The 12834-nt window shown below is 65.3% G+C and carries 13 protein-coding genes and 2 pseudogenes; 4 read left to right on the top strand and 11 right to left on the bottom strand.

Annotated features, from left to right (window positions below; translation table 11 throughout):
• From HAP41_RS05770 to HAP41_RS05745, 6 genes and pseudogenes are all read right to left on the bottom strand, one after another.
• Entirely contained in the window at positions 1–876 is an 876-nt protein-coding gene (locus HAP41_RS05770) for an amidohydrolase family protein (protein ID WP_166104467.1), read from the bottom strand.
• A 13-nt stretch (positions 877–889) separates the two neighbouring features.
• Positions 890–1282 carry a RidA family protein gene (locus HAP41_RS05765; RefSeq protein WP_166104472.1) on the bottom strand — a complete coding sequence of 131 codons (393 nt, stop codon included), beginning with the start codon at positions 1280–1282 and terminating at the stop codon, positions 890–892.
• A gap of 25 nt (positions 1283–1307) precedes the next feature.
• Complete coding sequence (gene hpaH / locus HAP41_RS05760; protein ID WP_166104475.1) at positions 1308–2111, bottom strand: 2-oxo-hept-4-ene-1,7-dioate hydratase; 804 nt, start codon at positions 2109–2111, stop codon at positions 1308–1310.
• A gap of 3 nt (positions 2112–2114) precedes the next feature.
• Positions 2115–2963, bottom strand: a complete 849-nt coding sequence (locus HAP41_RS05755; RefSeq protein ID WP_166104480.1) for a fumarylacetoacetate hydrolase family protein — start codon at positions 2961–2963, stop codon at positions 2115–2117.
• A gap of 55 nt (positions 2964–3018) precedes the next feature.
• Positions 3019–3635, bottom strand: a pseudogene (locus HAP41_RS05750) (flavin reductase family protein).
• 3 nt (positions 3636–3638) lie between these two features.
• On the bottom strand, positions 3639–4604 hold the full coding sequence (locus tag HAP41_RS05745) for a Bug family tripartite tricarboxylate transporter substrate binding protein (RefSeq protein ID WP_166104488.1): 966 nt from the start codon (positions 4602–4604) through the stop codon (positions 3639–3641).
• A 129-nt stretch (positions 4605–4733) separates the two neighbouring features.
• Here HAP41_RS05745 and HAP41_RS05740 point away from each other — a divergent pair, with 129 nt between their 5' ends.
• The 3 genes from HAP41_RS05740 to HAP41_RS05730 all read left to right on the top strand — a co-directional run bounded on the left by HAP41_RS05740 (position 4734) and on the right by HAP41_RS05730 (position 7809).
• The gene (locus HAP41_RS05740; protein WP_166104498.1) at positions 4734–5543 is read left to right on the top strand and encodes an IclR family transcriptional regulator; all 810 of its coding nucleotides are present in this window, start codon (positions 4734–4736) and stop codon (positions 5541–5543) included.
• A gap of 183 nt (positions 5544–5726) precedes the next feature.
• Positions 5727–7022: an O-acetylhomoserine aminocarboxypropyltransferase gene (locus HAP41_RS05735; protein WP_166104500.1), complete on the top strand. Its 1296-nt coding sequence runs from the start codon at positions 5727–5729 to the stop codon at positions 7020–7022.
• A 4-nt stretch (positions 7023–7026) separates the two neighbouring features.
• The gene (locus HAP41_RS05730) at positions 7027–7809 is read left to right on the top strand and encodes an alpha/beta fold hydrolase (protein ID WP_166104504.1); all 783 of its coding nucleotides are present in this window, start codon (positions 7027–7029) and stop codon (positions 7807–7809) included.
• 134 nt (positions 7810–7943) lie between these two features.
• Here HAP41_RS05730 and HAP41_RS05725 read toward each other — a convergent pair.
• Both HAP41_RS05725 and HAP41_RS05720 read right to left on the bottom strand, forming a co-directional pair.
• Positions 7944–8896 (bottom strand): annotated as a pseudogene (locus HAP41_RS05725) (sulfonate ABC transporter substrate-binding protein).
• Between the two features lie 22 nt (positions 8897–8918).
• Positions 8919–9140 (bottom strand): hypothetical protein, encoded by a 222-nt coding sequence (locus HAP41_RS05720; RefSeq protein WP_166104507.1) that lies wholly within the window; start codon positions 9138–9140, stop codon positions 8919–8921.
• A 392-nt stretch (positions 9141–9532) separates the two neighbouring features.
• Here HAP41_RS05720 and HAP41_RS05715 point away from each other — a divergent pair, with 392 nt between their 5' ends.
• The gene (locus HAP41_RS05715; protein ID WP_166104510.1) at positions 9533–10264 is read left to right on the top strand and encodes an SDR family NAD(P)-dependent oxidoreductase; all 732 of its coding nucleotides are present in this window, start codon (positions 9533–9535) and stop codon (positions 10262–10264) included.
• Positions 10265–10447: 183 nt separating this feature from the next.
• Here the strand turns inward: HAP41_RS05715 and HAP41_RS05710 are convergent, their stop codons facing one another.
• From HAP41_RS05710 to HAP41_RS05700, 3 genes are read right to left on the bottom strand one after another with little or no spacing between them, the layout of a single operon-like run.
• Entirely contained in the window at positions 10448–11059 is a 612-nt protein-coding gene (locus HAP41_RS05710; RefSeq protein WP_071909237.1) for a pyridoxamine 5'-phosphate oxidase family protein, read from the bottom strand.
• Positions 11060–11081: 22 nt separating this feature from the next.
• Positions 11082–11678, bottom strand: coding sequence for a phosphonate metabolism protein/1,5-bisphosphokinase (PRPP-forming) PhnN (gene phnN, locus HAP41_RS05705; protein ID WP_166104513.1), 597 nt, complete (start codon positions 11676–11678; stop codon positions 11082–11084).
• On the bottom strand, positions 11675–12832 hold the full coding sequence (locus HAP41_RS05700) for an alpha-D-ribose 1-methylphosphonate 5-triphosphate diphosphatase (protein WP_166104517.1): 1158 nt from the start codon (positions 12830–12832) through the stop codon (positions 11675–11677). The genes phnN and HAP41_RS05700 overlap by 4 nt, the downstream gene beginning before the upstream one ends.
• Positions 12833–12834: the final 2 nt, after the last annotated feature.

Here is a 12834-nt window from a genome sequence, read left to right as displayed (position 1 = left end):
CTAGTCCGGAAAGCCGAACAGCTTTGCCGGATTGTGCACGAGGATCTTCTCCAGCTCGGCCTGGTCGGGCGCGTAGCGGTACATCAGCTCGAGCAGGTCGGCGTCGTTGGGCGGCTGCTTGACGGAGACGGGATGCGGCCAGTCGCTGGCCCAGACGCAGCGGTCGATTGCGGCCTCGATATAGGCGCGCGCGATCGGGATCACGTCGTCATAGGGCGGGCCGGCCTGCGAGGTCTTCTCGCCGAGCGACAGCATGACCCAGAAATTGCCCTTCTCGAGCAGCTCCAGCATCTTGCGCAGGTTCGGATCATCCTTGCCATTCGAGGGCACGGGCCGCGCCATGTGGTCGATCAGCACGGGGACCTCGAGATTCTCGTACTTGGCGACGCTGGAGACGATGCCGTCTTTCTCGGGCTGGATCTTCACGTACCAGCCGAGTTCGCGGATGCGCGCGATGGCACGGGCGAAATCGGCGTCCGACAGCACGGCGCCGAGCTCCTGGCGGAAACTGAAGCGCGCGCCGCGCACGCCCGCGTCATGCAGCTTGGCGAGATAAGCGTCGTTCGCCTCCGCGAACACCAGTGCGTTGGCGCAGCCGCGATAATTCGGGCCCATCGCGGCGAGGCCGTCGAGTACGACGGAATGATCCGCACCATACGTCGTGGTCTGCACGATGATGCCGCGCTCGATGCCGAGCGTCTTGTGCACGCGCAGCGCTGCTTCCCAGGTCGCGCTCGGCATCCGATAGGCCGCGCCGGGGCGCTCCGGATATTTGTCGATGGGTCCGAGCACGTGAAACTGGCTGTCGACGGTCTTCGGCGGCGGTGCCTTGACCGGGCGGCGCGGGTTGGGGTCGAACGGCAGATAGGTCGGCATGCAAAATGCTCCTTCAGTCGATCACGGCGGTGAAGTCGCACTGCACCAGGGCGCCACCGTCCATATTGTCCATCGGCAGCGCATGGCGCGCCGGGCGCGAATGCTCGTCCGGAAACATCTTGAGCCACTCGACATTGACGGGCCCGCGCTGCGTACGGTCCTTCAGCCACACCGTCATCTTGATGATGTCGTCCGTGGTGCCACCCGCGGCCTCCACCGTTGCCTTCATATGCGCGAACATGTTGGCGCATTGCGCATCCAGGCTCGCGGGCATCACGCCAGCCGTATCACGGCCGAGGATGACGCCGGACATCACAAGATTGCCGATGCGGCAGGCGTTGGGAATCGGGTTGGCGTGCTTGAAGCCGCCGATGTGGATGCTCCTGCGCCGCGTTTGACCCGTCATGATGCGCTCCCTCTTATGTGTTGGTTCAGACGAACTGGCACGATACCGAGCCGAACGCGCCATAGTCGGCATGGAACGTGTCGCCGCGGCGGATGTCGACGGGACGGGTGAACGATCCCGCCAGCACCACCTCGCCGGCCGCGAGATGTTCGTCATGCGGCGCAAGCCGGTTGGCGAGCCAGGCAATGCCGTTGGCGGGATGATTGAGCACGCCGGCCGCAAGCCCGGTCTCCTCGACCTCACCATTGCGGAACAGCAGCGCGCCGATCCAGCGCAAATCCGCGTCCATCGGGCGGAACGGCCGGCCGCCGAGCACCAGCGCGGCGTTCGCCGCGTTGTCCGAGATGGTGTCCATCACCTTCCGCGTCTTGCCCGTCTGGGGATCGACGCGATGCATGCGCGTCTCCAGGATTTCTAGCGCAGGCGTGACATAGTCGGTGGCGTTGAGCACGTCGAAGATGGTGCAGTCAGGCCCGCGGAGCGGCGCCTTCAGCACGAAGGCGAGCTCGACCTCGATGCGCGGCGCATGGAAGCGATCGAACGGAATCGGCGTTGCGTCGGCATAGAACATGTCGGCGAACAGCACGCCGTAATCGGGCTCGGAGATGCCGACCGCGTTCTGCATCGCCTTCGAGGTCAGGCCGATCTTGTGTCCCTTGATAACACGGCCGCGGCCGAGCTGAAGTTTCGTCCAGGCGCGCTGGATGGCGTAGGCATCCTCGATGGCGAAGTCGGGATATTCCTTCGAGAACATCGGGATCAGCGTCTTGCTGCGCTCGGCCTCATCCAGGCGCGCGGCGAGGCGTTCGATCGTGGCGGTATCGAGCATGGCTTACTGCTCCGCGGCGACGGTGTTGCGCAGCACGCCGATGCCAGCAGACTCGACCTCGACGACGTCGCCCACCCTAAGCCAGCGCGGCGGATCGAAACGCGCGCCCGCGCCCGTCGGCGTGCCTGTTACGATCATGTCGCCGGGCTTCAGGGTGGCAAAGGTCGAGAGATAGGAGATCAGGAAATCGAACGGGAACATCAGCCGCTCGGTCGTGTCCTGCTGCCGCACCTCGCCGTTGACGCGCGTGATGATGTCATGAGGCCCGCGCGGATCGAGCTCGTCAGACGTGACGATCCACGGCCCGATGCTACCGGAGCGATCGAAATTCTTGCCCTGGGTGACGTTGAACTTGCCGTGGCGCAGCCAGTCGCGGATCGTGCCCTCGTTGCACAGGGTCATGCCGAAGATGTGCGCGAAGGCCTGTTCGCGCGGGATGTGACGGCCGCCCTGGCCGATCACGATGACGAGCTCGCCCTCGTAGTCGAGCTGCTCAGATACATGAGGCTTCTCGACCGGCTGGCCGGCGCCGGTCATCGACGAGATGCTGCGCACGAACAGGCTGGGATATTTGGGCAGGTCTGAGCTGTCTTTATACTCGGCATTGCGCTCGGCGTAGTTGACGCCGATGCACCAGAGCTTTTCCGGCGGAAGCAGGACGAGGCTTTCCAGCGCGTGGTCGGGTTTTTGTCCAGCCACCGCTTCCTGCGCGTCCGCGAGCGCGTTGGCCGCGATCAGCGCTTTCACGTCGGAGAAGTCGCGTCCGATCCGCCTGGTCAGATCGACGACACCGCCATCAACCGCCGCGCCATAGCGCGGCTCTCCGTCCAAGAGATAGCTTACGAGTCGCATTGTCGTATTCTCCAATGGTCTTCAGGCACAAGGGCCCGCGCGATGGGCTGCGCGCTCAGTCTTTGGATTTGGGCGTCTGGAAGACGGTGTTCAGCGTCACGATCTCACCGAGACGGGCGTAGCGCGGGCCGCCGATGCGCGCGATCGGGTCGAGCGCCGCGGTCTCGACCTTGCCGTCGTTCACGAGGCCGTCGCGGATGTGGAACATCACGACCTCGCCGACGATGAGCCGGCTGCGGGCCTCGCCGAATTCGAGGCACTGCCGGAAGCGGCACTCCATCGCCACGGGTGCCGCCGCAAGCCGGCGCACCTTGATGCGCTCGCAGGGCAGCGTCTCCAGCCCGAGATGCTCGACCTCGCTGATTTCAGGCGGATGCTCGACCGAGCTGTCGTGCACTGCGGACATCAGCGGGGTATCGGCGATGTGGATCACATATTCCTCGGTGTCGAGGATGTTGTGCGCGGTGTCCTTGTAGTCGGCGCCCTTGCGGCCGACGCTGATGGCGAGCATCGGCGGCTTCTGCGAGACGAAGGTGAAGGCGCTGAAGGGGCGAGGTTGAGCACGCCGGAGCGCGACAGGCTCGTGACCCAGGCGATCGGGCGTGGCACCACGATGCCGGTCATCAGCCGGTAGATGCGCTCCGCGCCGAGCTCGGTGGGGTCGATCTGCATCGATCAGTCAGCCTTGATGTTGGCCTTGCGCACGACCGGAATCCACTTGGCGTCCTCGCGCGCGAGATAGGCCTTGAACTCGTCCGGCGTCATCGGGGTGGATTCGCCGCCAAGCTTTTCGAACTTGTCGATCACACTGGGATCTTTCAGGATCGCAACCAGCGTCTCGTGAAGTTTGTCGACGATCGGCGCCGGCGTACCGGCAGGCGCGAACAGGCCCGTAAAAGTCTGGCCGTCGAAATCCTTGTAGCCGAGCTCGGCGAAGGTCGGCACGTCAGGCAGCGACTTCAGGCGATGCGGGCTGGTGACGGCGAGCGCGCGGAACAGGCCGGCCTTGATGTGCTGGAGGCTGACCGTGAGCTGGTCGAATGCGAACTGCACCTGGCCGCCCAGGAGATCGTTGATCGCCGGCGCGTTGCCGCGGTAATGCGCGGTGACCCATTGCAGATCGAGGCTCGACTGCATCAGCTCGCTGAGCAGACGGTTGGTGGTGCCGGGGCCGGGCGAGGCCATGGTCAGCTTGCCGGGCTCGCGCTTGGCGAGCTCGATGAATTCCTTGAACGTCGTGGCCTGCACGGACGGGTGCACTTCGAGCACCAGCGGCGTCATCGAGATCGTCGAGATCGGAAGAAAATCCTTCTTCCAGTTATAGGCCTCGCGCTTGTTGATCTCGGTCGCGAACAGCACCGGGCCGTTGGCGCCGACGAACAGCGTGTAACCGTCGGGCGCCGATTTCGAGAAGGCTTCGCCCGCGATCATGCCGCCGGCGCCGGCCTTGTTCTCGATGATGAAGGGCTGACCGAGCTTTTCCTGGAGCTTGTCGGCGACGATGCGCGCGGCGCTGTCGACATTGCCGCCAGCCGGATAGGGCACGATCAGCTTGACGCTGCGCGCCGGCCATTGCTGGCCCGATGCGGGTCCCGCCAGCATCGCGGCTGCGGCAGCTATGGCAATCCAGATTAATCTCATGTTAACCTCCCGGCGGCGCTTCCAATTCCATATCGAATGCCGTGACGTCGCGCATGGCGCTCGATCGCGGCGCAATCTCCAGATGAGCGCTTTACCTGTCGAGTGAATTGTGGCGTTCTTGTCCATAATATGGACAAGACGAACTCCGCAAGATCCGCCGGCGGAACGGCAGAGCCGCGACAGGGCGCGCAGGCGATCCGGCGCGCGCTTGCGGTGCTGCGTATTCTTGCCGCAGGCCGCGAAGACGGGGTGCCGCTGGCCGAGGTCGTACGCGCGACCGGCCTCACCCGCCCGACCGTGCATCGCATCGTCCACGTGCTGATCGAGGAAGGCATCGTCGAACGGTACGAGCGAACAGGCCGCTACGCGATCGGCAACCAGGTGCCGGAGCTCGCACTTGCACGCCCGCGGCCGTCGCGGCTGCTGGTCGCGGCAAATCCGTCGCTGCGGCGTGCCTCCACTGAGATCGGCGACACGCTGTTCCTGACGGTGCGGACCGGCAACGATACGCTGTGCGTCGACCGCAGGATTGGCATCTATCCGATTCAGGTGCTGTCGATCGAGGTCGGTGCGCGCCGGCCGCTCGGCGTCAGCAGTGCAGGCGTCGCCATCCTCGCCGCGATGCCGGCGCAGGACGCGCGAAAAATCGTCGCGGCCAACGAGAAGCGATTCGGGGCCTACCGGACCGACGTCGCGACGGTGCTCGGCCAGATCACCGCCGCGAGACGGTTGGGGTACGGCATGAGGGAGATCGGCCTCGTGCAGGGCACGAAATCGATCTCCACCTGGATCAAGACCCCGGACGGACAGCCTGCCGCGGCGATCACCGTCTCCGCCGTTCGGACGAGGCTCGGCCCGCGCCGCGAGCAGGAGGTTGCGGAGATTTTGCTGCGGGAGGCGCGAATCATCGAGCAGGCGATACGCGGGAATGTTGGATAGCGCGGACGGTGCCGCTTCACCTCTCCCCGTAAGAACGGGGCGAGGGAGCGCACTGACGCTGCGGCCACGGCTCGCATCACACTGCGCGCTGCGAGCCGCCGCCCGGCGCTGTCAATGGGCTGACGTTCCCCGCCATTTTGTGGCACAACGGCCGCCTCCGCCGACCGACCAACGAGGCCACGCATGCCCGCGCCGAAACCGCCAGCCTTCGAGACCCTGAGCCTGCACGCGGGCCAGCATCCGGATCCCGCGACCGGCGCCCGCGCGGTGCCGATCTACCAGACCACGTCCTATGTGTTCCAGGATTCCGACCACGCCGCCGCGCTGTTCAATCTGGAGCGCGCCGGCCACATCTATACGCGCATCTCCAATCCGACCACCGGTGTGCTGGAAGAGCGGCTCGCGGCGCTCGAAGGCGGCGTCGGCGCGATCTGCACCGCAAGCGGCATGGCCGCGCTGCATCTGGCCATCGCGACGCTTTTGAATGCCGGCGACCATATCGTGGCGTCGAGCTCGCTCTATGGCGGCACCATCAATTTGCTGGCGCACACGCTGCCGCGTTTCGGCATCACCACGACCTTCGTCAAGCCGCGCGATCTCGACGCGTTCCGTGCGGCGATCAGGCCGAACACCCGGCTCGTGATCGGCGAGACCATCGGCAATCCCGGGCTCGAGGTGCTGGACATTCCGAAGGTCGCGGCGATCGCGCATGAGGCAAAGATTCCGCTGCTGATCGACAATACGTTTGCCACGCCCTATCTCAGCCGTCCCATCGAGTTAGGCGCCGACATCGTGATGCATTCGGCAACCAAATGGATCGGCGGCCACGGCATCGCGATCGGCGGCGCCATCGTCGACGGCGGCCGGTTCGACTGGCGCAGCTCCGGAAAGTTCGGCGTGCTGACCGAGCCCTATGGCGGTTATCACGGCATCGTTTTCGACGAACAGTTCGGCACGAGCGCCTTCATCATGCGCGCGCGCACCGAGGGCCTGCGCGATTTCGGCGCCTGCCTGTCCCCGACCAACGCGTTCCAGCTCTTGCAGGGCGTGGAGACGCTCGGTGTGCGCATGGACCGGCACATCCAGAACACGCATCTGGTTCTGGAGGCGCTGAAGTCGAACAAGGCCGTCGATTGGGTCCTGCATCCCTCGCTGGAGGACCACACCGACTATCAGCTCGCAAAAACGCTGCTGCCGCGCGGCGCCGGCTCGATCGTCTCCTTCGGCATCAAGGGCGGCCGACCCGCCGGCCGAAAATTCATCGAATCGCTGCGCATGATCAGCCATCTCGCCAATGTCGGCGACGCCAAGACACTGGTGATCCACCCGGCCTCGACCACGCATCAGCAGATGGATGCCGAACAGCTCAAGGCCGCCGGCATCGGCGAGGAGCTGGTGCGGCTGTCGGTCGGCATCGAGACGGCAAGCGACATCATCGACGATCTTGCGCAGGCGCTGCGCATCTCGCAAAAGGTCTGACACCATGAAGCTCACTGTCAACGGCGCCGAGGTGTTTGTCGCAAACGGTGGCCGCGAGTTCGACAAGTCCCTGCCCGCCGTCGCCTTCCTCCACGGCGCCGGCTTCGACCACTCGACCTGGGCGCTGCATACGCGCTGGTTCGCCCATCACGGATTTTCCGTGCTGGCGCCCGACCTGCCCGGCCACGGCCGCACGGCCGGACCTTCGCTGTCAACGATCGCCGAGATGGCGGACTGGACGGCGGCATTGCTCGCCGCGGCGGGCGTGGCGAAGGCGCACCTGATCGGCCATTCCATGGGATCGCTGATCTCGCTGGAGACGGCCGCGCGTCATCCCGACAAGGTGTCCGCGCTGAGCCTGATCGGCACCGCCGCGACCATGACGGTCGGCCCGGATCTCCTGAAAGCGGCCGAAGCCAACTCGCAGGACGCCAACGACATGGTGTCGATCTGGGGCCTCGGCTTCAACGCCGAGCTCGGCGGCAGCCTCGCGCCGGGCCTGTGGATGCATGGCGGCGCGCAGGCGATGCTGAAGTCTTGCGAGCCCGGCGTGCTGTTCAGGGATTTGTCGGCCTGCAATGCTTACGAGAATGCGCTGACTGCTGCCGCGAGCGTGAAAGTGCCGACAACGCTCATCCTCGGCGAACGCGACATGATGACACCGGCGAAGGCGGGCAAGGCGCTCGCCGCGGCGATCCCGCATGCGAAGACCGTCGTGGTGCCGGGCGCGGGCCACATGATCATGGCCGAACGCCCGGATGAATTGCTGGCCGCGCTGACGGGCTGAGGGTTTAGATAGAAGACAGCCTCCACGGGCGTCATGGCTGGGCTTGTCCCGGCCATCCACGTCTAGCTATTCGGGACGAACAACGTGGATGCCCGGGACAAGCCCGGGCATGACGACGTCTTCCTAGCCTCATCTTACGACCCCGGCGTCCACTTCCAGACGATGTCGGAAACGTTGACCGGCTTCGGGATCAGGCCGAGCTTTGCAAAACGGTCGGCGACGGCCTGCTGCGTCCTGATCACCTCGGCGTCGAGCGGCACCACGCTGTAGACGGAGCGGTGGACGAAGCGCCTGACAGCTTCGATGTCGACGCCGGTCGCCTCGGCCTGCGCCTTTGAGACCTCCTCGTGATGCTGCTCCGCCCACTTGCCTTCGGAGGCGAAGGTCGTGTTGAGCTTTGCCACCAGCGACGGATATTTCTCGACGAAGTCGGTGTTGGCGATGTAGTAGGCGTTCGGCTTGTGCACGTCCTTGTCGAAGACGAGAACGCGCGCGTTCTCCTTCAATTCGGCGAGCGCGAGATAGGGATCCCAGATCGACCAGGCGTCGACCGAGCCCTTCACGAAGGCCGCCGTCGCATCGGCCGGCGCGAGCGGCGCGGGCGTGATGTCGGACCAGGACAGGCCGGCCTTTTCGAGCGAGGCGACCAGGAGATTGTGCGCGCTCGATCCCTTACCGAAGGCGACGCGCTTGCCTTTGAGATCGGCCAGCGTCTTGATCGGCGAATCCTTCGGCACGATGATCGCCTGGTTGTCGCCCTCGGACTTCACCGCCGCGACATACTGATTTTTGCGCCGCCAGCTTGCGCGAAGATCGGCGGCGTGTCGCCGACGAAGCCGAAATCGACGCTGCCGACGTTGATCGCCTCAAGCAGCGGCGGACCGAACTGGAAGTCGATCCATTTGACCTCGATGCCCAGCGGCTTGAAGGCATTTTCGAGCGTTTGACGCTGGCGTACCGCCGGGAAGAAGCCGCCCTTCTGGGTGCCGATGCGGATTTCCGCCGGCTTGTCCTCGGCGCGTGCGGGTGCGGCCAGGGCGGTTGCGAGGAGAAGCGCTGCGGTCAGGATATGTCGTCGTGCAATCATGTTGCGGTCCTTTGCGTCAGGTTCAGTTGGCGAAGAGTGAGGAATTGGCGCGGCGGCTCCGCTCCGAAAACACCGCACGGGCTGCGCGTTCGGCCTCGCGCGCCGACCGGAACTGGCGGCCTTCGAGGCTGTCGAACAGGCGCTCCGAGGAGAAGAAGCGGAAGCCGCGCTCATCCCTTGTGATGATGCCGGCGGCGCGGTCCTGGATTTCAATGATGTAGGCGTTCGACTGTGTCTGGGACATGACTGCTCGTTCGCCGGAATTTCGGCGTTCCTGTCGTGGGATTTGTGCTGTGGGAGGTTGCTAGGAGACGATCAGCAACAACAACAGGCGCCTGTTGCCGCCGAGAAACAGCGCCGCGTCATGCACGCATGCATGTCGTCAAGGTTACGCTGGTGATCGGTTCTCATATCGCGGCATCAAGCTCGAGGAGCAGTTTCGATGCTGCGAATATCGAGCGATTGGCGCGTTCGGTCAATGAAATGGCTATCCATATTTGGCACGAGCGCGCTGGCGCGCTTCTCCCGGCGCAAGCACCAACAGACGGATTCATCTCGCGACGAGTTCAACAGGCGCGGGCGGCGGGCATGGTACGCTCGCGCAACGTCAAAACAGACAATTTGGGAGATCCGGACATGGCGGATGATCTGAAGGGGCGCACCGCGCTCGTCACCGGCGGCTCGCGCGGGATTGGCGCAGCCGTCTGTCGGGCCCTGGCCGCATCAGGCGCGGCGGTGGCGATCAACTGCCGGGAGCAGATCGGGCAGGCCGAAAAGCTGGCAGGCGAAATCGGCAAGCAAGGCGGACGCGCCATTGTCGCTGCCGCCGACGTCTCGCAGCGCGACGCCGTGGCTACAATTGTCGAGCGCGTCACGGCCGGGCTCGGACCGATCGACATCCTCGTCAACAATGCCGGCATCGCCATCACGCGCGGCGTCGACGATCTCACCGAGGACGACTTCGACCGCACCATCCTCGTCAACCTGAAATCCGCCTTCCTGTGCACGCAGGCGGTGCTGCCGGAGATGCGCGCACGGAAATGGGGCCGCATCATCAACATCTCCTCGGGCGCGGCGCGCGGTGCCGGCTCGATCGGTCCGCACTACAATGCATCCAAGGCCGGCATGGAGGGTCTCACGCGCGGCTATGCAGCGCGGCTGGTGAAGGAAGGCATCACCGTCAACGCGGTAGCTCCGTCGCTGATCGAGACCGACATGATGAGCGGGCAGCCCGGGCTCGTCAGCCGTATCCCGCTCGGCCGCTTCGGCACGGCGGAGGAGGTGGCGAAAGCCGTGATGCTGCTGGTCGACAATGCCTACATGACCGGGCAGACCATCGCGCTGAGCGGCGGGATGGCGTTTAACTAGGAGCGAAGATGGTGCCGCCTTTCCTTCTCCCCTTGTGGGAGAAGGTGGCGCGAAGCGCCGGATGAGGGGTATCTCTCCGCGCATGCCGATTGAGAGATGAGTTCGCGGAGAGATACCCCTCACCCGTCTCGCCGCTTCGCGGCGAGCCACCCTCTCCCACAAGGGGAGAGGGTAAGAAAAAGATCACCACATCGTCGCAGCAGCACGCTCGGGCCAGATGCGGTCGTACTCGGCGCCGCCGACCTTGTTCTCGCTCATTTCCGCGAGGATCTGGCCGGGCGTCGGCAGCGTCTTCGGATCGATCCGCTTGTCGGGATTCCAGAGGTCGGAGCGGACGATGGCGCGGGCGCACTGGAAATAGATTTCGTCCACATTCATCACCATGACGCTGCGCGGCGCCTTACCCTCGACCTTGAACGAGGCGAGCAGCTCGGGATCGACGGAGAGACAAGCGCGGCCGTTGGCCCGCACCGCGTTGCCGGAACCGGGGATCAGGAACATCAGCGACACCCTGGGATCGCGCACGATGTTGCGCAAGGAATCGACCCGGTTGTTGCCGCGGCGATCCGGGAGCATCAGCGTCTTCGGATCATGGATGCGGACGAAGCCGGGGAGATCGCCGCGCGGCGAGCAGTCGATGCCTTCCGGTCCGATGGTGGCGAGCGCAGCAAACGGCGCCTTCTCGATGAAGATGCGGTAGAGCGGGGTAACGTGGTCGGCGACTTTCACGGTCGAGGCGTCACCAACGGCACCGTAGATGGCCTCCAGCTGTTCGACCGTTTCAATCACCGACATTCCGTTCTCCTTGTTGCGCCGGCTATTCGTGCCAGCCTTCGTTCCTGATCACACGCACGAGCTGGCGGCTGTGATAGTCCGCGCTGCCCGCGTTGAGGATGGTGACATCGGCATTGGCCGATGCGTCGTCGACGCTGCGCGCGAGGCGATCTGCGATATTGCCGTCGCTGTGCCGGGCCCGGGCGGCAAGCCGCTGCGCCAGCACGTCCGGCTGCGCCGTGATCGCGACCACGACGACGTTGGCATAGGCCTGGCGCAGCGCGCCGATCACCGTGCGCGAGACATTGGCGACGACGGCCCGGCCGGCAAGGATGTCATCGTTGATTTCGAGCGGAAGAGCGTAGGAATGACCATGCGCTTCCCAATGCACGGCGAAATCGCCGTGCTCGCGCGCGCGGCGAAATTCGTCCTGGCTCATCGCCATGTTGTCTTCGGCTTCGGAGGATTCGCGCGTCACGACGCGGCGCGGAAAGACGATGTCGCGATCGTCGACGCAGGCCGCCTGTGCGAGCCGCAACAGCGTGTCCTTGCCGGCGCCGCTGGGACCGACCACGAGCACGAGCCGCCCGGGTCCGATCCCGCTGGCCTCATCGTGTGCCATGGTCGCGGTCTCGCTCATGCGACGCGGTTTCCTTCGCGCCAGACGCTGCGGACCACGGGAACGTCGCCTGCGACATGCACGCGGATCAGGTCGGCGCGCTTGCCGATCGCGACCTCGCCACGATCCGACAGGCCAACCGCCTCGGCCGGCGCCTTCGTCACGGTCCGAACCGCCGCCGGAAGGCTGATCGCGGGCACATGCTCCGGCAATTGCAGCGCGGCCATCAGGAGGCTGGACGGGATGTAGTCCGACGACAGGATGTCGAGCAGGCCCTCGCGGGCGAGATCGACCGCGGCGATGTTGCCGGAGTGCGAGCCGCCGCGCACGACGTTCGGCGCACCCATCAGGATGTCGATGCCGGCCTGATGCAGGCCGCGCGCGGCCTCCAGCGTGGTCGGGAATTCCGCCACCGAAACGCCATCGCGCACGGCGTCCACAACGTTCTCCTCGGTGGTGTCGTCATGGCTTGCCAGCGGAATGTTGTATTTGTGCGCAAGCGACACGATCTCGCGCATGTTGGTCGCGGCATAGAGCTTCTGATACTCGAAGCGCTTCGCGAACAGCTCGTCGAGCTCGGCATCGGTCTTGCCGCCGCCCTTGCCGCGGTAATAGTCGCGCAGCTTGACCTCGTCGCGGAACTGGCGTTGGCCGGGTGTGTGGTCCATCAGCGACATCAGCTTGACGTCGGGACGGTCGATCAGCTCCTTGGCTTCCTCGACCACGCTCGGCATCGGGATTTCGCAGCGCAGATGCAGGAAGTGGTCGGCGCGCAGCAGGCTGGCATCGCGCGCGGTCGTGATCGCGGCGGCGAGCACGCCGGCGCGGCCGTCGACTTCCTCGGCGCCGTCCTCGCGCCAGACCCGGAGCGAGTCGAACACAGTGGTGATGCCTGAAGTCGCAAGCTGGCCGTCATAGGAGATGACGGCGGCGACCGGATTCCAGAACACTTTCGGGCGCGGCACGTAATGCGCTTCGAGATGATCGGTGTGGAGCTCGATCAGGCCGGGCATGATGAGGTCGCCGCCGGCATCCTCCGCACCCGCGGGGGCCCTGCCCTCGCCGATCTCGGCGATGCGTCCATCCGCGAGAGCGAGCCAGCCCTGTTCGATCACCCGGTCAGCCAGCACGATCCTGGCGTTGGCGATCACTGTGTCCTTCGGCTTGGCGTTCATTT

This window comes from Bradyrhizobium barranii subsp. apii (assembly GCF_011516635.5).
In the GTDB taxonomy this organism is placed as follows: domain Bacteria; phylum Pseudomonadota; class Alphaproteobacteria; order Rhizobiales; family Xanthobacteraceae; genus Bradyrhizobium; species Bradyrhizobium barranii.
Note: the sequence above shows the minus strand (reverse complement) of the source record. Positions and strands in the feature narration are given on the sequence as shown.